At 69.9% G+C, this 18579-nt stretch carries 16 protein-coding genes; 13 read left to right on the forward strand and 3 right to left on the reverse strand.

What is annotated here, in order from left to right:
- The first annotated feature begins 192 nt into the window (after positions 1 to 192).
- Complete coding sequence (locus VPH46_RS04865) at positions 193 to 1587, forward strand: leucyl aminopeptidase family protein (protein ID WP_416609387.1); 1395 nt, start codon at positions 193 to 195, stop codon at positions 1585 to 1587.
- A gap of 73 nt (positions 1588 to 1660) precedes the next feature.
- Complete coding sequence (locus tag VPH46_RS04870) at positions 1661 to 2692, forward strand: choice-of-anchor A family protein (RefSeq protein ID WP_416609389.1); 1032 nt, start codon at positions 1661 to 1663, stop codon at positions 2690 to 2692.
- A gap of 429 nt (positions 2693 to 3121) precedes the next feature.
- Here the strand turns inward: VPH46_RS04870 and tpiA are convergent, their stop codons facing one another.
- Positions 3122 to 3868, reverse strand: a complete 747-nt coding sequence (gene tpiA / locus VPH46_RS04875) for a triose-phosphate isomerase (protein ID WP_416609390.1) — start codon at positions 3866 to 3868, stop codon at positions 3122 to 3124.
- A 124-nt stretch (positions 3869 to 3992) separates the two neighbouring features.
- On the opposite strand from tpiA, the gene VPH46_RS04880 reads away from it, so the two are divergent.
- Both VPH46_RS04880 and trpE read left to right on the forward strand, forming a co-directional pair.
- On the forward strand, positions 3993 to 5936 hold the full coding sequence (locus VPH46_RS04880) for a peptidyl-prolyl cis-trans isomerase (RefSeq protein ID WP_416609392.1): 1944 nt from the start codon (positions 3993 to 3995) through the stop codon (positions 5934 to 5936).
- 20 nt (positions 5937 to 5956) lie between these two features.
- Entirely contained in the window at positions 5957 to 7456 is a 1500-nt protein-coding gene (gene trpE / locus VPH46_RS04885; RefSeq protein WP_416609642.1) for an anthranilate synthase component I, read from the forward strand.
- Positions 7457 to 7754: 298 nt separating this feature from the next.
- On the opposite strand, the gene VPH46_RS04890 is transcribed toward trpE, so the two are convergent.
- Positions 7755 to 8171: a hypothetical protein gene (locus tag VPH46_RS04890; RefSeq protein ID WP_125960521.1), complete on the reverse strand. Its 417-nt coding sequence runs from the start codon at positions 8169 to 8171 to the stop codon at positions 7755 to 7757.
- 90 nt (positions 8172 to 8261) lie between these two features.
- Between VPH46_RS04890 and VPH46_RS04895 the strand changes: the two genes are divergently transcribed.
- From VPH46_RS04895 to lexA, 6 genes are read left to right on the forward strand one after another with little or no spacing between them, the layout of a single operon-like run.
- On the forward strand, positions 8262 to 8849 hold the full coding sequence (locus VPH46_RS04895; protein WP_125960522.1) for an anthranilate synthase component II: 588 nt from the start codon (positions 8262 to 8264) through the stop codon (positions 8847 to 8849).
- Positions 8846 to 9841, forward strand: a complete 996-nt coding sequence (trpD, locus tag VPH46_RS04900) for an anthranilate phosphoribosyltransferase (RefSeq protein WP_416609394.1) — start codon at positions 8846 to 8848, stop codon at positions 9839 to 9841. Before VPH46_RS04895 ends, trpD begins: the two co-directional genes overlap by 4 nt.
- Positions 9838 to 10617: an indole-3-glycerol phosphate synthase TrpC gene (trpC, locus tag VPH46_RS04905; RefSeq protein WP_416609396.1), complete on the forward strand. Its 780-nt coding sequence runs from the start codon at positions 9838 to 9840 to the stop codon at positions 10615 to 10617. The genes trpD and trpC overlap by 4 nt, the downstream gene beginning before the upstream one ends.
- The gene (gene moaC / locus VPH46_RS04910) at positions 10614 to 11081 is read left to right on the forward strand and encodes a cyclic pyranopterin monophosphate synthase MoaC (protein WP_416609398.1); all 468 of its coding nucleotides are present in this window, start codon (positions 10614 to 10616) and stop codon (positions 11079 to 11081) included. Before trpC ends, moaC begins: the two co-directional genes overlap by 4 nt.
- The gene (locus VPH46_RS04915; RefSeq protein ID WP_416609400.1) at positions 11078 to 12256 is read left to right on the forward strand and encodes a molybdopterin molybdotransferase MoeA; all 1179 of its coding nucleotides are present in this window, start codon (positions 11078 to 11080) and stop codon (positions 12254 to 12256) included. The genes moaC and VPH46_RS04915 overlap by 4 nt, the downstream gene beginning before the upstream one ends.
- A gap of 54 nt (positions 12257 to 12310) precedes the next feature.
- A complete protein-coding gene (lexA, locus tag VPH46_RS04920) occupies positions 12311 to 12985 on the forward strand; it encodes a transcriptional repressor LexA (RefSeq protein WP_416609402.1) in 675 nt (224 codons plus the stop codon).
- A gap of 396 nt (positions 12986 to 13381) precedes the next feature.
- Here lexA and VPH46_RS04925 read toward each other — a convergent pair whose 3' ends face one another.
- Positions 13382 to 15568, reverse strand: a complete 2187-nt coding sequence (locus tag VPH46_RS04925; RefSeq protein WP_416609404.1) for a ComEC/Rec2 family competence protein — start codon at positions 15566 to 15568, stop codon at positions 13382 to 13384.
- Positions 15569 to 15608: 40 nt separating this feature from the next.
- Between VPH46_RS04925 and gltX the strand changes: the two genes are divergently transcribed.
- The 3 genes from gltX to VPH46_RS04940 are packed head-to-tail and all read left to right on the forward strand — an operon-like array spanning position 15609 to position 18559.
- Positions 15609 to 17054: a glutamate--tRNA ligase gene (gltX, locus tag VPH46_RS04930; RefSeq protein ID WP_416609405.1), complete on the forward strand. Its 1446-nt coding sequence runs from the start codon at positions 15609 to 15611 to the stop codon at positions 17052 to 17054.
- An 18-nt stretch (positions 17055 to 17072) separates the two neighbouring features.
- A complete protein-coding gene (locus tag VPH46_RS04935; protein ID WP_132882783.1) occupies positions 17073 to 18356 on the forward strand; it encodes a citrate synthase in 1284 nt (427 codons plus the stop codon).
- A complete protein-coding gene (locus VPH46_RS04940; protein WP_125960531.1) occupies positions 18356 to 18559 on the forward strand; it encodes a hypothetical protein in 204 nt (67 codons plus the stop codon). The genes VPH46_RS04935 and VPH46_RS04940 overlap by 1 nt, the downstream gene beginning before the upstream one ends.
- The last annotated feature ends 20 nt before the right edge of the window (positions 18560 to 18579 follow it).

Here is an 18579-nt window from a genome sequence, read left to right on the forward strand (position 1 = left end):
CTTCCAGCGGCGCATTTCCGAGCTTTCGCGCGTCTTCGAACAGACCAGCCTCCCCTTGCCCCTCCAGCCCCCCGCCGGCACTGCCGCCTGCCTATCCGCGCGCCCAAAGCGTGAACAGACGGGCGACCGGGTAGCGTGTCCGGAACGGAGCAAGGTCTTTCACTCGGCCGGTCCAAAGCCTAGATCACCTCCATGTCCGAGCTTTCCTCGCTGCTTCAGGCCGATCGCGGCCAACCCGCCCGCACCATCCACCTGGTGGACCCCCAGGGGTTCGACGCGTGGCTCGGGCAGCAGCCGCCCCGCCATCGCGCCGCGATCGCCGCGCAGCGGCTGAAGCCGACGGGCTTTGCCTACGCCATTCTTCCTGGCGAAGGTGCCGAGGACTGGTCGGTGGTCGTTGTCGTGGCGAACACAAGCGAACTCTCCCCCTGGTGCCTGGCCAAGCTGGCCGAGGTGCTGCCCGCCGGCAGCTACCGCCTCCACAGCGGCGAGCCCGGCGCGGCGGCGTTCGGCTGGCTCGTCGCGCAGCACCGCTTCACCCGCTACCGCAAGGACGAGGCTGGCGAAGGCCCCCGTATCCTGCTGACCGGCGACCCGGCGCGGGTCGACGATGTCGTGCGACAGGCGGCGGCCACGCTGCTGGTCCGCGACCTGGTCGACACCGGCGCCAACGACCTGGGGCCCGCCGAGCTGGAGGCGCAGGCGGCAAGCCTCGCCAGCGCGCATGGCGCCACGCTGACGGTGACCAAGGGTGTTGAGCTGGAGCGGGGCTACCCGATGATCCATGCTGTAGGAAAGGCCGCCGCCAAGGGTCGCGAGCCGCGGCTGATCGACGTCGAATGGGGCAACCCGGCGCATCCGCGCGTCGCGATCGTCGGCAAGGGCGTGTGCTTCGACTCGGGCGGGCTGAACATCAAGCCCGGCAGCGGCATGGCGCTGATGAAGAAGGACATGGGCGGTGCCGCCCATGCGCTGGCGCTTGCCACGCTGGTGATCGAATCGCGGCTGCCGGTCCGGTTGCACCTGCTGGTGCCGGCGGTGGAGAATGCGATCGCCGGGGACGCCTTCAGGCCCGGCGACGTGCTCCGCACCCGCAAGGGTATCACGGTCGAGAATACCAACACGGACGCGGAAGGGCGGCTGATCCTGGGCGATGCGCTCACCCGCGCTGCCGAATCGCAGCCGGAGCTGATGATCGACTTCGCGACGCTTACCGGTGCCGCGCGCGTCGCGCTGGGCCCGGACCTGCCCGCGACCTTCGCCAATGACGAGGCATTGGCAGCCGACCTGCTCGCTTGCGGCACGGCCGAAGGGGACCCGCTGTGGCGGCTGCCGCTGTGGGATGCGTACGATGACATGCTGAAATCGAGCGTCGCCGACATGGTCAATGCACCCGAAGGCGGTTTCGCCGGTGCGATCACGGCCGCGCTGTTCCTCCGGCGGTTCGTACCCGGGGAGATCGCCTGGGCACATCTTGATACCTTCGCGTGGCGGCCGTCTCCCAAGCCGGGCCGACCCAAGGGCGGCGACGCCTATGGCCTGCGCGCAGCCTGGGCATTGCTGCGCCGCCGCTACGACGGTCGCTGAACCGGCGCATTTTGGGACAGGGTTAACCAATTCTTCACGTGTAGGGCACGCGCGAAGCGGGTACGCAGGAGGCATGAGAACCCGCCTCCTCGCAGCCGCCCTTTCGGCCACCGCCCTCGCCCTTCCGGCGGTCGCCTCGCCGGTGGTCGGCGTCGACGCGTTGAAGGAATGGAACCTGATCGTGCTGGGGGACCTGACCTCCAGTTCCGAGGTGGAGGGGCGGACCTTCGTCGGCGGCAACCTCGACGGGAATTCGTCGAACTACCAGATCAAGACGCCGCCGCCGTCCTCCTATGACACGCCCGGCCTGATCGTCGTCGGCGACGTCACGGGGGGCACGAAGAACCTCAACAACGGGTCGGGCGCCGTGGTGGGCGGCAACGTCAGCAGCGGCTTCAACCTGAACGGCGCAGCGCAGACGGTGCAGGTCGGCGGCAGCATCGCCAACACCAACGTGAACCAGAACACGGTGAACTCGGGACTGGCATCCAACGCCGGCTTCCTCGAAGGGCTGCAGCAGCAGAAGAGCCTGCTCGCCAGCGGCATGACCGACCTGTCACAGGGCATGACGAAGCTGGAGGCGAACAGCACCGTCACCTTCGCCAACAATCGCGCGACCTTCAACGCGAAGCCCGACGCAAAGGGCGTCGCGGTGTTCAACCTGACGGCTGACGACCTCAACCGCATCGGCGAGATCCAGTTCAACCTAAACGGCGCCGACACCGCGATCGTCAACGTCAGCGGCGCGAACGTCGTGCTGAACGACAATTTCCTGGGCGGCACCCAGGGTCTTGGCGAGCATGTCATCTGGAACTTCGCGGACGCCAAGAACCTGTCGCTGACCACCGCCTGGGGCGGTTCGGTGCTGGCGCCCGGCGCGGCTGCGAACACCGGCAACTATATCCAGGGATCGGCCGTGTTCGGCAGCCTGGTGCAGAACGGCGAGTTCCACCTGGGCACCTATACCGGCGGCTATACGCCGACGACCCCGACCGATCCCGGCGGCCCGAAGCCGGTGCCCGAGCCCGGCACCTGGGCGCTGATGCTTGCGGGGCTGGCAATGGCGGGCCTGCTGCTGCGTCGCCGGCGCGGGGCTGCGGCGTAAGCCTGGGAGCAGGCGCAGCCGGCCGAGGCTGATCGGCACCGGGCGCCTTTGACGGGAAGACAGTACCACGGTGAATGCCGGGACCCGGTGAACCCTATGCCGTTTGACTAGCGCTGTTTGCGCGTTGGACAAACACTCACTGCAAATCCCGCCGTGCTCCCGCGAAGGCGGGAGTCCAGGGTTTCGGAAACCGTAGTCGTTGCTCTGCTTGGCCCTGGATCCCCGCCTTCGCGGGGATACGGAGGTAGGAGATGGCGCCCCGCTCCTGGAACAGTCTCCGGCAGGGTGCGAGAGGGCCGCTCCGGTGCGCGATTTCCCACCGTCGTCCCGACTGGACCCCGGCCTTCGCCGAGATACCGGTGGCGGGTTCGTGTCAGCGCGCTTCGATCCGAGCCCGAGCCCGCGCAGACCGCCGGCGCCGCGCGCCGCTCAGATCGCCGCGGCCGCCTGGATGATCGGCACGAACTTCTCCGCAGTCAGGCTGGCACCGCCGACGAGCGCGCCGTCGACATTCTCCACCGCCAGGATCTTGGCCGCGTTCTCCCCGGTGACCGAGCCGCCGTAGAGGATGCGGATACGATCGGCCGCGTCGCCCACCATCATGCGCAGCTTGGCGCGCGCGATCGCGTGGATCGAGGCGATCTCCTCGGTCGTAGGCGTACGACCGGTGCCGATCGCCCAGCGGGGTTCGTACGAAAGCGTGAACCAGTCGCCGTCGGCATCCTCGGGCACTGACTTCTCGATCTGCGCCTGGACGACGCGCTCGGCGCGACCGGCGTTGCGCTCCGCTTCGGTTTCGCCCACGCACAGGATCACGTGCATGCCCTGCTTGCGGGCAGCGGCGGCCTTGGCCCAGGCGTCGTGGCTGGTCTCGTTCTGGTCGGCGCGCCGTTCCGAGTGGCCGACGATCACGGTCTGGGCACCCACTTCGACCAGCATCGCCGCGGAGACGCAGCCGGTGTGGGGCCCGTGCTCGTTTTCGTGAACGTCCTGCGCGCCGATGCGCACGCTTTGCACATGATCGACCGCAGCGGCGATCAGCGTCGCCGGCACGCACAGCGCCACGTCGACATGCGGGTGAGCAGCAGCCGCGGCTTCGATCGCTGCGATTTCCTTCAACTGGGCACGCAGCCCGTGCATCTTCCAGTTGCCGGTCACCAGCTTGCGTCGCGTCACGCCCGTCTCCTTTGTGTCTGTTGCCGGCGATACCAAGCCTTGCCGCCGGCACAAGCTTGAAGCCGCGCAGTGTGCGCCCTAAAGCGACCCGTTCTTTTTTTCCGGCAGGATCGGTAGCTCTTCGATGCTCGCATTCGTCAGGCGGTTTCTCAACTCGACCCTCGGCAAGGGGATCGCACTCGCGTTCCTGGTCGTGATCGCCCTGGCGTTCGCCGCGGGCGACATCAGCGGCCTGCGCCCGGGTGGCGCATCCAGCGATGTGGTCGCAAAGGTCGGCGGCCACAAGGTGCACGACGCCGAGCTGACCAAGCAGGTGCAGCAGGAACTGGAAGGCGCTCGCCAGCGCGACCCGAACGTCGACATGCAGCAGCTGATCGCAGCCGGCGGCGTGGAGAACATCCTTCAGCGGCTCGTCACCTCGATCGCGCTGGAAAAGTTCGCGAACAAGGTCGGCATGGCGGTGAACAACAAGCTGGTCGACGGGCAGATCGCGAGCATCCCCGCTTTCCAGGGCTTTGACGGCAAGTTCGACCAGGCGACCTTCGAGCGTGCGATCGCGCAGCGCGGCATGACCCCGGCGGGCCTGCGCGAGGCGATCGGCCGCGACATGCTCGCCCAGTGGCTGGTGAGCCCGACCGTGGGCGCCACCCAGCTTCCGGAGCAGATCGCGCTGCCCTATGCCTCGCTGATGCTGGAGAAGCGCGCGGGGCAGATCGTGCTGATCCCCTCTGCCGCGGTGTCGCAGGGCAACCCGCCCACGGACGCGGAACTGACCGCCTTCTACGCGAAGAACCGCGCGCGCTACACGGTGCCGGAGCGGCGCGTGATCCGCTATGCTCTGGTGCGAGCCGACAGCGTCGCGGGGCAGGCGACGCCGACCGAAGCGGAGATCGCGCAGGCCTATCGTGCGGCCGCCAGCCGCTTTGCCGCAACCGAGCGCCGCACCGTCCGCCAAGTGGTGCTGGCCGACCAGAATGCCGCGAACCAGCTGACCGCCAAGGTCAAGGGCGGCACCGCGATCGACGCCGCTGCCCGCGCAGCCGGTCTGGAAGCTGCCAGCTTCAGCGACCTCGACAAGGCGGCGCTGGGCGCACAGACCTCGCAGGCGATCGCGACCGCTGCCTTTGCAGCCAGTGAAGGCGCGGTGGTCGGCCCGGTTCGCTCGCCCCTCGGCTGGCACGTGCTGCGCGTCGAGAAGGTCAGCAAGGTCGCCGGCAAGACGCTGGAGCAGGCTCGCCCCGAGCTGGTCGCAGAGCTGAGCCGCAGCAAGGCGGCGGGCGCGATCAACGCGGTGCAGGAGAAGATCGACGGCGCGATCAACGATGGCGCGACCTTCGCGGAGGTGGTGAGCGAGGCCAAGCTCTCCGCACAGAGCACCGCCCCCGTCACCAGCGCGGGCACCAACCCCGACCAGCCGAACACCCCGGCCGACCCGGCGCTTGCCCGCGTCATCGAGGCCGGCTTCGGCGCCGAGCAGGGCGACGCACCGCAGATCGTTCAGATCGAACAGGACGGCAGCTTTGCGGTGGTCGGCCTCGACCGGGTGCTCCCGGCCGCCCCTCGCCCGCTCGCACAGGTCCGCGATGTCGTGCAGAAGGCGTTCGTCGCCGAGCGTGCGCAGCAGGAAGCGCGCAAGGCCGCAGCGGCGATCCTCGCGAAGGTGAACGGCGGCACGCCGCTCGCCCAGGCAGTGGCCGCATCGGGCCTGAAGGTACCCGCGCCGACGCCGCTGACCGCCACCCGTGCGCAGCTCGCCGCCCAGCAGGGCAACGTGCCGCCGCCGGTCGAGCTGATGTTCGCGATGACGCCGAAGAAGGCGCGGCTGATCGCGGCACCGGGTAACGGCGGCTGGTTCGTGGTGTATCTGGACAGCATCACGCCCGGCGACGCGAGCGGCGACAAGCGCGCCATCGCCTCCGCGCGCGGCGGCCTGGGTCAGGTCGTCGGCCAGGAATATGCCGAGCAGTTCGCCGAGGCGGTCCGCCGTAACGTCGGCGTGACCAAGAACGACGCCGCCGTCGCCCGCGTCCGCACCACGCTGGCCGGCCAGGGCGGCGCGGCCAACTGACGCTGGGGATCGAGGCTGTGATCCAGGGACGCGAGGGCGCGCAGGCAGCGCTTGCCGCGGGTACGCCGGCGCTGCTGTGGCAGCGGCTGGTGGCGGACACCGAGACGCCGGTGGCCGCCGCGCTCAAGCTCATCGAGCCCGGCCGCGGCGACTTCCTGCTCGAGTCGGTCGAGGGCGGATCGGTGCGCGGGCGCCACAGCCTGATCGGGCTGGCGCCGGACCTGGTGTTCCGCGCGACCGGCGCCGAGGCGACGATCAACCGCAACTGGCTTGCCGACCGCGATGCGTTCGAGCCGTGCGCGGAGCCGACCTTGGAAGCGCTGCGCACCCTCGTCACCTCGTGCCGGATGGACGTGCCCGAGGCACTGCCGCGCGCCCTCGCCTGCCTGGTCGGCTATTTCGGCTATGAGACGATCGGCCTGGTCGAGAAGCTCGATCGGCCCCCGGCCAATCCGCTCGACCTGCCAGACATGGTGTTCGTGCGGCCGACGCTGCTGATGGTGTTCGATCGCCTTTCGGACGCGCTGTTCCTGGTGGCGCCGGTATGGCCCGGATCGAGCGCGGCGGACGCAACGATCGCAACCGCCGCGGCACGGATCGAGGACGTGGCCGCACGGCTCGCCCGCACGCCGCTTCCGGAGCCGGCGCGGCAGGAGGCGCAGGAGATCGCGCTCACCCCCGCCCTGACCCCTGGCCGCTACGCGGAAATGGTCGCAGGCGCGAAGGAATATATCAGCGCGGGCGACATCTTTCAGGTGGTGCTGGCGCAGCGCTTCACCGCGCCCTTCACGCTGCCGCCGTTCGAGCTCTACCGCGCGCTCCGGCGGATCAATCCGTCGCCGTTCCTCTACCACCTCGACCTGCCGGGCTTTGCGCTGATCGGATCGAGCCCGGAGATCCTGGTGCGGGTGCGCGACGGCGAAGTCACGATCCGCCCGATCGCCGGTACCCGGCCGCGGGGCGCGACCGCCGTCCAGGACGCGGAGAATCGCGCGAGCCTGCTCGCCGATCCCAAGGAGCGGGCCGAGCATCTGATGCTGCTCGACCTGGGCCGCAACGATGTCGGCCGGGTGGCGGACGCGGGCAGCGTGCGGGTGACCGACAGCTACGGCATCGAGTTCTACAGCCACGTGATGCACATCGTGTCCAACGTGGTCGGCCGGCTCTCGCCGGATCACGACGCGCTGGATGCGCTGTTCGCAGGCTTTCCGGCGGGCACGGTCAGCGGCGCGCCCAAGGTCCGCGCCTGCCAGGTGATCGCCGAGCTGGAGGGGGAGACGCGTGGCGCCTATGCGGGCGGCGTCGGGTATTTCTCGCCCGACGGCTCGATGGACTCGTGCATCGTGCTGCGGACCGCGGTGGTCAAGGACGGCACCATGCACGTCCAGGCCGGCGCCGGCATCGTCGCGGACAGCAACCCGGACTATGAGCAGCGCGAGTGCGAGGCCAAGGCGAGCGCGCTGCTGGCGGCCGCGCGCGAGGCGGTCGCCCAGGCGAGCAGCCCCCGCTTCGGGCAATAGCGGGGGGCGGGACCCCCGTCCGCTTCGGGCAGGGGACGCCGGAAAAGCGGGTGCCCTTCCCCCACCTTGTGTCCGCGCGAAGGCGGGGATCCAGAGTTTAGCAGGACAACGACGGCTGGCTTTCGGAACCCTGGGCTCCCGCCTTCGCGGGAGCACGGCAGGGGATCGGGAGATGGCCGGCAAGCGCCAGCTCAGTCCGGCACGGGCCGTCGGTTAGCGAGGACTGCCAAGTCACCGCAACTGGACCCCGGCCTCCGCCGGGGTACGATGCAGGTTCCGGTCCCCCTCCCGATCCTGATCAGTCCCCGGCGCGGGGAAACTGCTCCGCCTGCTGCTGCGCCTTGCGCTGCTGGTACCATTGCCGCAGCAACTGCTGGTTGCAGCCGGTCTGGCCGCCGGTGCCGACCGGGGAGCAGCTGTCGGGCAGGCCGACGCGGTTGACCTCCATCATCGTCTCGGCGCGATTCGCCCAGCTTTGCGCGGCGGCCTCCTGTGAAGGCGGGTTGCGCAACTCGCTGGGGATGCGGAAGCGCTCGCTCTCGTCCTTGCGGGCGCAGACGACCACTTCGTTCTCCGTCTCGGGCTTGGGGCATTCCTCCTTGCCATAGACGGTGACGCTGCGCGTGCGCTGCGGGGGCGCGCTGCTGGTCTTCTCGGCTTCCTGGGCCATGGCCGGGGATGCCGCCAGCGCCGCCACGAGAATCCAACGAACCATGCCAACCTCCTGAACGCAAAACACACGCCCGACCAACGATCGGGTCCAGCGCAGCGTTGCGCCAGACTGCGGCGGCGCTATGGCAAAGCCATGATCCTTGTCATCGACAATTACGACAGCTTCACCTGGAACCTGGTCCATTACCTGATGGAGCTGGGTGCGCCGGTGAAGGTCGTGCGCAACGACGCGCTGACCGCCCAAGAGGCGCTGGCGAGCAATGCCGCCGGCTTCCTCATCTCGCCGGGCCCGTGCACGCCGAACGAGGCGGGTGTCTCGCTCGACCTCGTCGCCGCCTGTGCGGAGGCCGGGCGGCCGCTGTTGGGCGTGTGCCTGGGCCACCAAGCGATCGGCCAGCATTTCGGCGGCAAGGTGGTGCGCGGCGGGCTGATGCACGGCAAGACCTGTCCGGTCGAGCATGACGGCACCGGATTGTTCGAGGGGCTCCCCAGCCCCTTCACCGCCACCCGCTACCACTCGCTGATCGTGACGGAGGTGCCGGAGTCGCTGGTGGTCAATTGCACCGCCGGCGATGCCAGCGTCATGGGCGTGCGCCATGTGAGCCTGCCGATCCACGGCGTTCAGTTCCACCCGGAGAGCATCGCCACCGAACATGGCCATGCGATGCTCGCGAATTGGCTGAAGAGCACCGGCATCTCGCCGAAGCAGCGCGCGGCATGACGACCACCGTCCTGCTGCCGTCGACGGAGACGCCGCTGTCGCACGAGAGCGCGGCCGAGGCGTTCGGCGCGATCCTCGACGGAAAGGCGTCGGAAGAGGCGATCATCGCCTTCCTGGTGGGGCTCACCGAGCGCGGCGAAACCAGCATCGAAATCGCCGAGGCCGCGCGCGCGATGCGCCAGCGCATGGTGCCGATCGACGCGCCGCGAGGGGCGATCGACGTCTGCGGCACCGGCGGCGACGGGCACCATACCCTGAACGTCTCCACCGCCGTCAGCCTGGTGGTGGCGGCAACCGGCGTGCCAGTGGCCAAGCACGGCAACCGGGCTGCATCCAGCAAGGCAGGGGCCGCGGACACGCTCGAAGCGCTCGGCCTGGACATGATGCGCGCCGGGGCGATGGCCGAGCAGACACTGGCGGATATCGGCATCGCCTTCCTGTTCGCGGGCAACCACCATCCAGCGATGCGACGCATCCAGCCGCTGCGCCAGAAGATCGGCCGGCGCACCGTCTTCAACCTGATGGGTCCGCTCGCCAATCCTGCGCATGTCGAGCGCCAGCTGATCGGCATCGCACGTCCCGACTATGCGCCCCTGTATGCGGAGGCGCTGGAAAGCCTGGGCGCCACGGCCGCCGCGGTGATCGCGGGCGAGGAGGAGCTGGACGAGATCTCGATCGCCGGCCCCACCCGCGTGGTGCGCATCGGTTCGGTCGCCCTGCCCGACCGCATCACGCCCGCGGACGCCGGCCTGCCGGCGAGCCCGCTCGATGCGCTGCGCGGCGGCGACCCCGCGCACAATGCGCTCGCGTTGCGCCGGCTGCTGGCAGGCGAGGAAAGCGCTTACCGGGACGCGGTGCTGCTGAACGCGGCCGCCGCCCTGGTCATCGCGGACAAGGTGAGCGACCTTGCCGAAGGCGCGGTGCTTGCCGCCAACACGATCGATTCCGGTGCCGCCCGGCGCCTTCTGGACGCATGGATTGCCTACGCATGAGCACGATGCTTTCGAAGATCCTCGAGACCAAGCGCACCGAGGTCGCCGCCCGCAAGAGCATGGCAGGGGTGCAGGAGCTCGACCGCCGGGCGGGCATGCAGACGCCGCCGCGGGGCTTTCGCGCCGCGCTCGACGCCAAGCAGGGGCATGCGATCATCGCCGAGATCAAGAAGGCGAGCCCGTCCAAGGGGCTGATCCGCGCCGACTTCGACCCGCCGGCCCATGCGCGCGCCTATCAGGCGGGCGGTGCGGCCTGCCTGTCGGTGCTGACGGACGAGGAATATTTCCAGGGATCCGACGACTATCTGGTCGCCGCGCGCGCGGCCTGCGACCTGCCGGTGCTGCGCAAGGACTTCGTCATCGATCCCTGGCAGGCGGCGGAGACGCGGGCGCTGGGCGCGGACGCGATCCTGCTGATCGTGGCGGCGCTGGAAGACCGGCAGATGGCCGAGATCGAGGCGGCGGCGCTGGAGCGCGGCCTCGACGTGCTGGTGGAGGTCCATGACTATCCGGAGCTGGAGCGCGCGCTCAAGCTCAAGACGCGGCTGATCGGGGTCAACAACCGCGACCTGCGCGACTTCACCGTGAACTTCGATCGCACCTATGAGCTGGTCGCGCACGCGCCGGAGGGCTGCACCTTCGTGGCCGAAAGCGGGCTGACGGGCCGCGCCGACCTGGACGCGATGGCGGAGCACGGCATCCACTGCTTCCTGATCGGCGAGGCGCTGATGCGGCAGGACGACGTCGAGGCGGCGACCCGCGCCCTGACCCGATGAGCGGCCTCACCCACCTCGACGCGGAAGGCCATGCCCGCATGGTGGACGTGGGCAACAAGGCCGTGACGGCGCGGCAGGCGACCGCCACCGGCCGGATCACCATGTCGGACGAGGCGCTGGCAGCGATCCGCGACGGGCTGGTGAAGAAGGGCGACGTGCTTGCGGTGGCGCGGGTCGCCGGGATCATGGCCGCCAAGCGCACCAGCGACCTGGTGCCGCTGTGCCATCCACTGCCCCTCACCCGCGTGGTGCTGGACCTGACGATCGAGGCGGACGGCATCGCTGCGACCGCGACCTGCGCGACGGACGGCAAGACCGGCGTGGAGATGGAGGCGCTGACCGCCGTATCGGTCGCGCTGCTCACCGTCTATGACATGGCCAAGGCGCTCGACCGCGGCATGGTGATTGACGGCGTGCGCCTGCTCGCCAAATCGGGCGGCAAGTCCGGAGACTGGCAGGCGTGAGCCTGCTGCCGCTCGACGAGGCGCAGGCGCGGGTATTGGGTCTGGCCGCGCCGGTCGCGGTCGAGACCGTGCCAATCCGCGACGCCATCGGCCGCTGGGCAGCCGACGATCTGCCGGCGCTGCGCACCCAGCCCGAGCGCGCGCTGTCGTCGATGGACGGCTACGCGATCCGCTTCGACGACCTGCCGGGGCCGTGGGAGGTCATCGGCGAGTCCGCGGCCGGGCGTCCGTTCGGCGGCCTGGTGGGAGCAGGCCAGGCGGCGCGCATCTTCACGGGGGCCGCGTTGCCCGAGGGCGCCGACACCGTGCTGGTGCAGGAAGAGGCAGCGCGCGAGGGCAGCCGTCTGATGCTGGCGGGCGAAGGACCACCGCGGCGCGGCAGCAGCGTGCGCGCGGCCGGGCTGGATTTCAGCGCAGGCGAGCGGCTGCTGTCGGCGGGCGCGGCGATCACGCCGGCTGCGGCAGCGCTGCTGGCCGTCGGCGGACACGGCATGGTTCCCGTCCGGCGCCAGGTGCGGGTGGCGATCGCGGCCACGGGGGACGAACTCGTGCCACCGGGTTCACCTCCCGACGCCGGGCTCCCGGAGTCCAACGGCGTGCTGCTGGCGGGTCTGCTCGGGAGGTTGCCCGTCGAACGGATCGACCTGGGCATCCTGCCGGACGACCTCTCCGCACTCACTGCCACCTTCGCCGGGGTGGATGCCGATGTGCTGGTGACGACGGGGGGCGCCTCCGTCGGCGACCACGATCTGGTGCGGCCGGCGCTGGAGGCGGCCGGCGCGCGGATCGACTTCTGGCGCATCGCGATGCGGCCGGGCAAGCCGATGATGGCGGGCAGGCTCCGCAACGCCGTCGTGCTGGGGTTGCCGGGCAACCCGGTCTCCGCATTCGTGACGGCAACGCTGTTCCTGCTGCCGCTGGTGCGCACGCTCGCGGGCGCGGCCGATCCGCTGTCGCGGCGGCGCGTGGTGCCGCTCGGCGCGCCGCTGGCCGCGAACGACCGGAGGGCCGATCACCTGCGCGCTCAGCTGCGCGACGGGGTTGCCTTCCCCGCCCCTACGCAGGACAGTTCCATGCTGCGCACGCTCGCCCGGGCAGACTGCCTGATCGTGCGTCCTCCCCATGCGGCCGCGGCAAACGCGGGCGACTCGGTGGAAATCCTGGATATCGGTTGACAGGGGGCGGCTCCGTTTCCTAAAGGTTCCATATCTGTTCCGACGGAGGACCGCATGCTCACGCGCAAGCAGCACGAGCTGATCTGCTTCATCGACGACCGGTTGAAGGAAACCGGCGTATCCCCCTCGTTCGAGGAGATGAAGGAAGCGCTCGACCTCAAGTCGAAGTCGGGCGTGCATCGCCTGATCAGCGCGCTGGAGGAACGCCAGTTCATCCGCCGCCTGCCGAACCGCGCCCGCGCGCTGGAAGTGCTGCGGATGCCGGACCGGCCGGAAACGGCCAAGAAGGCGCCGGCCAAGTCGGCGCCCGCCCGGAGCGCGCCAGTCGCCCCGCCCGCTCCCGCCAACGACGTTATCGAGATCCCGCTGCACGGCCGCATCGCCGCCGGCGTCCCGATCGAGGCGATGGAAGGCCAGCAGATGCTGCCGGTGCCGGCCGCGCTGCTCGGCTCGGGCGAGCATTATGCGCTGGAGGTCGCGGGGGACTCGATGGTCGAGGCGGGCATCCTCGACGGCGACTATGCCTTGGTCCGCCGCACCGATGCGGCGCGGGATGGCGAGATCGTGGTTGCGCTGATCGACGAGAACGAGGCGACGCTGAAGTACTTTCGTCGCGAAGGCGCGATGATCCGCCTCGACCCGGCGAACCGCAGCTATGATCCGCAGCGCTATCGCCCGGATCAGGTGCGGGTGCAGGGGAAGCTTGCCGGGCTGCTGCGCCGCTACTGAGGCGGACGCTCGAATTCCCCTGTGACCGGGTTGCGGCCATTGACGCGTCGCGGCCGGCTCGGGTCCGTCTTCATTGCGCGTTCGGGCGAAGGGGTGATGGCTCTGCAAAGAGCCATAGCGTGCGGCTCGTGGGAGTTGGCTCCGCGAAGCAGGTCGCCCGGCGCACATCATCCTGCCCCGCGGAGGCGGGACCCTCGCCATCGGAGCAGAGGTACGGATACGCCGAGTCCCTGCGTAGGCGGCGGTCCGGGTCCAAGCAGGACAACGACGTGCAGCACCCCAACCTGGGCTTCTGCCTCCGCAGGAGCATGCGTGGCGGGTGCCGTGGGAGAGGCTAGCAACCCCGGCCTTTGTCAGAATGACGAGGCGGAGGTGGATAGCTGGCGCGGTGCGGCGTCAGGGAGACGGGTGGTCCCGGCCGCTCCTTCTGCGCCGCGGCCAGCGATCCGCCACGGGCGCCGTCGTCGGCGGGGTGATCCACGGGTGCTGATCCCCGGGCGCGCGGGCCCGGCGCGCCTCGGGCGGATCGAAGCGGATGGCGATGCCGCCCGTTTGCGCGAGCACCGGTCGGTCTAGCCGCAGCCACCGGGGCGTGCAGCCGCGCGGGAGACGGCGTTCGCTCACGACGATGTCGGCGTCGCGGCATGCGGCGATCAGGTCGCCCACCGGAAGCAAGTAGCCGCTACGGGTGGCGACGACGCGCCAGATGCGGTCGCGAGCGGCAACATCGACGACGCAGACGTCGGCGGTGCAGCGGGCGTTAGGCTGCTCGGCGAGCGGGGGCAGTTCGCCCTCTACACCGCCCCCCTCCCCCAAGGTGTCCCGCACGTAGTCGCCTGCCCGGTCGCGGAGGATCGCCATGCCTCCCTGGGGCGTGCGGATGGCGAGGTGCCGGCCGTCGCTGGTGACGAGCAGGTCCGGCGCGGGCGTCGCGAGCGCCCACAGCGCCCCGGCCACGAACGGCGCCAGCCCCAGCAGCCGCGCGCGCGTGCGCCATAGCGCCAGCCACAGCCCGCCTGCGACCATCAGCCCGAACGCTCCGCCCGGCATCGACGGCAGCGCCGCGACGGAGCCTGGCGCGGCTGCGACCGTCTGCGCGATCCAGAGCAGCAGCGACAGGGCGCGCTCTACCACCCACCAGACCGGCGCTCCCAGGCCGAGGAGATCGAGCAGCAGTGCCAGCGCCTCCGCCGGCATGACGACAAAGGTGGTGAGCGGGATCGCGACGATGTTGGCAAGCGCCCCGTAAAGCCCGGCCTTGTGGAAGTGGAACAGGCCGATCGGCATCAGCACCGCCTCCACCGCGATGCCGGTCAGCAGCAGCGAGCCGAGCCCGCGCAGTAGCCGGCGCGGCAGCCCCTCGTCGCGCGCCTGGAACCAGCGGCGGACTCGCGGGTGTTCGTGGAGCGCGACGATCGCGGTGACGGCGGCAAAGCTCAGCTGGAAGCTGGGACCGGCAAGCGACTCCGGAAGCAGCAACAGCACCAGGAAAGCCCCGGTCGCGACCAGCCGCAGGGTGATCGCCTCCCGGCCCATCGCCAGCGCCGCCAGCACCAGCAGCGCGGCGACGCAGGAGCGGATGGTCGGCACCTCGGCCCCGGACAGCCAGGTATAGCCGATCGCTGCCAGTGCGGCGCCGGACGCCGCCACCAGCGGCAGGCGCACCCGCAGGGCGAGCGCCGGCACCAGCGCCAGCAGGCGGAGCAGCAACAGCATGGTCGCGCCCACCACAGCCGTGACGTGGAGGCCGCTGATCGACAGGAGGTGGGCCAGGCCCGCGCGGCGCATCGCCTCGTCCGCATCCTCGCCAATCGCCCCGCGGTCTCCGGTCACCAGCGCGGCCGCGACTCCGCCCTCGCTGCCGGGCACCTGCTGCTGGATGTGGGCGGCCAGGCGGTTGCGCAGCCCGGCGCCGGGGGTGACCGCCGGCGTCACCACCTCGATTGGCGCGAAGCCGCGGCCCGTCGCACCGACGCGGTCGAACCACGCCACGCGGGTGAAGTCATAGGCGCCGGGTACGGCAGGCGGCGGCGGGGGCACGAGTCGCGCGCGCAACCGCAGGACGGCACCGGGTCCTGCGCCGACCGGAAGTGCTTCCTGCGGCACGTTGACTCGCACGATCGGCGGCAGCGTGGGCATGTCGACCGGCGCGAGCCGGAGCCGCACCAGCTCGCGCGCAGGCAGGGGCTCCACCCGCTCCACGCGCGCGGTGAGGGCGAAGACGCCGGGCCGCGCCAGCACCGGCGCCGCGACGCGCTCGGCACGCCACCACACCAGCGCGCAGCCGAGCGCCGCAAGCAGCCCGGCACCCGCCACGATCCGGCCGAGCCGCCCGGCGGTGGGAAAGACCATGCCTGACGCACCGACGCCGAGCGCACAGAGGAGGAACGCCATCCAGGAGGAAACGTTGGGCAGCACGAACCAGGCGGCGATGCCCGTGCCGAGTGCCACGGGGATCCACAGCGGCAACTGGTCCCGCTCGGCTTCAAGCCACCGCTCGACCACATGCAAAAAATACACCCGCCGGTTGATTTGAAGCCTCGGAGGGGCCGTGCTAGGGGCGGGCGCGGCTGATGTGGCCATGATTGTTCGAGCTTGGGAGCAGGCGCAGTTGCGCGCAAGTATGGATACCGGAACCTCGCCTGAAGGCGCAGTCGTCACGCGCTTCGCCCCCTCCCCCACGGGGTTCCTGCACATCGGCGGCGCGCGCACCGCATTGTTCAACTGGCTCTATGCCCGCCACCATGGCGGCAAGTTCCTGCTCCGCATCGAGGATACCGACCGCGCCCGTTCGACCGAGCCGGCGATCGAGGCGATCCTGGACGGCATGCGCTGGCTGGGCCTCGACTGGGACGGCGACGCCGTGTTCCAGTTCTCCCGCGCCGATCGCCATGCCGAAGTCGCGCACCAGCTGCTCGCCGCCGGCCATGCGTACAAATGCTATGCCACCGCCGAGGAACTGACGGCGCTGCGCGAGCAGCAGCGGGCCGAGGGCAAGCCGATCCGCTACGACGGCCGCTGGCGCGACTGCGATCCCGCCACCGCACCGGAAGGCGCGCCCTATGTGGTGCGGCTGAAGGCGCCGAAGGACGGCGCGGTCACGATCCCGGACCGGGTGCAGGGCGACGTCACCGTCGCCAATGCCGAGCTCGACGACTTCGTGCTGCTGCGCTCCGACGGCACCCCCACCTACATGCTGGCGGTGGTGGTCGACGACCATGACATGGGCGTCACCCATGTGATCCGCGGCGACGACCATCTCAACAACGCGTTCCGGCAGCTGGCGCTGATCCGCGCGATGGACGCCGTCGAGGGTGGCTGGCCGGACCCGGTCTATGCGCACGTCCCGCTGATCCACGGGGCGGACGGCGCCAAGCTTTCCAAGCGCCACGGCGCGCTGGGTGTCGACGCGTATCGCGATGAACTCGGCATCCTGCCCGAAGCGCTCAACAACTATCTGCTGCGCTTGGGCTGGGGCCATGGCGACGAGGAGATCATCAGCCGCGATCGCGCGGTGGAGGTGTTCGATCTCGCCGGCGTCGGCCGCTCGCCCGCGCGCTTCGATCTCAAGAAGCTCGCGCACGTCAACGGCCACTATATTCGCGAGGCGGACGACGCCCGACTCGCCGATCTCGTCGCGGCGCGCCTGCCGCAGGCTCCGGACGCAGCGGGGCTCGATCTGCTGCGCCGCGCCATGCCGGCGCTGAAGCCGCGCGCGGCCGATCTCAACGAACTCGCAGACAACACCGCCTTCCTGTTCGCCACTCGCCCGCTGCCGATCGAGGAGTCGGCGGCGCCCCTGTTGGCCGGCGATGCGCCCGCGCTGCTTTCGCAGCTGCACACGGCGCTTGACGCGGTCGAGCGGTGGGATACGGAGACGACAGAACATGCGGTACGCAGCGTGGCGGACGCAGCCGGAGTGAAGCTGGGTGCCGTTGCGCAACCGCTTCGCGCCGCACTGACCGGTCGCCGCACCTCGCCGGGCATCTTCGACGTTCTCGAACTGCTCGGCCGCGAGGAAAGCCTCGGCCGCATCGCCGACCAGATGGCCGTTCCGGCCAACCACTGAACGAAAGGACGACACCCGATGAGCGAGACCGCCAAGTTGCAGGTAGCGGGCAAGGACGGTGACTATCCGGTGCTCTCGGGCACGGTCGGACCGGACGTCATCGACATCCGCAAGCTCTATGCGCAGACCGGCGCCTTCACCTACGATCCCGGCTTCACCTCGACCGCGAGCTGCGAGTCGGGCCTGACCTACATCGATGGTGACCAGGGCGTGCTGCTGCACCGCGGCTACCCGATCGACCAGCTCGCCGAAAAGTCGAGCTTCATGGAAGTCAGCTACCTGCTGCTGAACGGCGAGCTGCCGAACCAGGGCGAGCTCGACAAGTTCACCAACACCATCACGCGCCACACCATGGTGCATGAGCAGCTGGCGAACTTCTATCGCGGCTTCCGTCGCGATGCCCACCCGATGGCGATCCTGTGCGGCGTCGTCGGCGCGCTTTCCGCCTTCTACCACGACTCGACCGACATCACGGACCCGGTGCAGCGGCAGATCGCCAGCCACCGCCTGATCGCCAAGATGCCGACGATCGCGGCGATGGCGTACAAGTACTCGGTGGGCCAGCCGTTCCTCTATCCGGACAACAAGCTGTCCTACACGGGCAACTTCCTGCGCATGACCTTCGGCGTGCCGGCCGAGGAATATGAGGTCGATCCGGTCATCGAATCGGCGATGGACAAGATCTTCATCCTCCACGCCGATCACGAGCAGAACGCGTCCACCTCGACCGTTCGTCTGGCCGGTTCGTCGGGCGCCAACCCGTTCGCGTGCATCGCGGCCGGCATCGCCTGCCTGTGGGGCCCGGCACATGGCGGCGCCAACGAGGCGGCGCTTAACATGCTGCGCGAGATCGGCACCCCGGATCGCATCCCCGAGTACATCGCGCGGGCAAAGAACAAGGACGATCCGTTCCGCCTGATGGGCTTCGGCCACCGCGTCTACAAGAACTTCGACCCGCGCGCGAAGGTGCTGTCGAAGGCCGCGACCGAGGTGCTGGACAAGCTGGGCATCAACGATCCGGTGTTGGATACCGCCCGCGAGCTCGAGCAGATCGCGCTCAAGGACCAGTATTTCATCGACAAGAAGCTCTACCCGAACGTGGACTTCTATTCGGGCGTGATCCTGTCGGCGATCGGCTTCCCGACCGAGATGTTCACCGTGCTGTTCGCCCTTGCCCGCACCGTCGGCTGGGTTGCGCAGTGGAACGAGATGATCTCGGATCCGGCCCAGAAGATCGGTCGTCCGCGTCAGCTCTACACGGGCCCGACGCAGCGCGACTATGTCGAGATCGGCCAGCGCTGATGCGCGTGTCCCGACGATTGCTGATGATCGCCGGCGCGGTCGCGGCGATCGTCGGGCTGTTCTGGATCGGCCAGGGGGTGGGCATCATCCGCTGGCCGGCCTCCAGCTTCATGATCGACCAATATGACTGGGTGCTCACCGGCACCGTCACCGCCGTCGCAGGGCTGGTCGCGATCCTGATCGCACGGCGGATGCGCGGCTAGCGACTTCGTCAGGCAGCCTC

The sequence above is a fragment of the Sphingomonas sp. MJ1 (PH-R8) genome, assembly GCF_048058635.1.
Classification (GTDB): domain Bacteria; phylum Pseudomonadota; class Alphaproteobacteria; order Sphingomonadales; family Sphingomonadaceae; genus Sphingomonas.

Coding starts and splice junctions, on each gene's coding strand:
- VPH46_RS04865 (WP_416609387.1), top strand. CDS start 193: ATGTCCGAGCTTTCCTCGCTGCTTCAGGCCGATCGCGGCCAACCCGCC.
- VPH46_RS04870 (WP_416609389.1), top strand. CDS start 1,661: ATGAGAACCCGCCTCCTCGCAGCCGCCCTTTCGGCCACCGCCCTCGCC.
- VPH46_RS04880 (WP_416609392.1), top strand. CDS start 3,993: ATGCTCGCATTCGTCAGGCGGTTTCTCAACTCGACCCTCGGCAAGGGG.
- VPH46_RS04890 (WP_125960521.1), bottom strand. CDS start 8,171: ATGGTTCGTTGGATTCTCGTGGCGGCGCTGGCGGCATCCCCGGCCATG.
- VPH46_RS04895 (WP_125960522.1), top strand. CDS start 8,262: ATGATCCTTGTCATCGACAATTACGACAGCTTCACCTGGAACCTGGTC.
- trpD (WP_416609394.1), top strand. CDS start 8,846: ATGACGACCACCGTCCTGCTGCCGTCGACGGAGACGCCGCTGTCGCAC.
- trpC (WP_416609396.1), top strand. CDS start 9,838: ATGAGCACGATGCTTTCGAAGATCCTCGAGACCAAGCGCACCGAGGTC.
- moaC (WP_416609398.1), top strand. CDS start 10,614: ATGAGCGGCCTCACCCACCTCGACGCGGAAGGCCATGCCCGCATGGTG.
- lexA (WP_416609402.1), top strand. CDS start 12,311: ATGCTCACGCGCAAGCAGCACGAGCTGATCTGCTTCATCGACGACCGG.
- VPH46_RS04925 (WP_416609404.1), bottom strand. CDS start 15,568: ATGGCCACATCAGCCGCGCCCGCCCCTAGCACGGCCCCTCCGAGGCTT.
- gltX (WP_416609405.1), top strand. CDS start 15,609: ATGGATACCGGAACCTCGCCTGAAGGCGCAGTCGTCACGCGCTTCGCC.
- VPH46_RS04935 (WP_132882783.1), top strand. CDS start 17,073: ATGAGCGAGACCGCCAAGTTGCAGGTAGCGGGCAAGGACGGTGACTAT.
- VPH46_RS04940 (WP_125960531.1), top strand. CDS start 18,356: ATGCGCGTGTCCCGACGATTGCTGATGATCGCCGGCGCGGTCGCGGCG.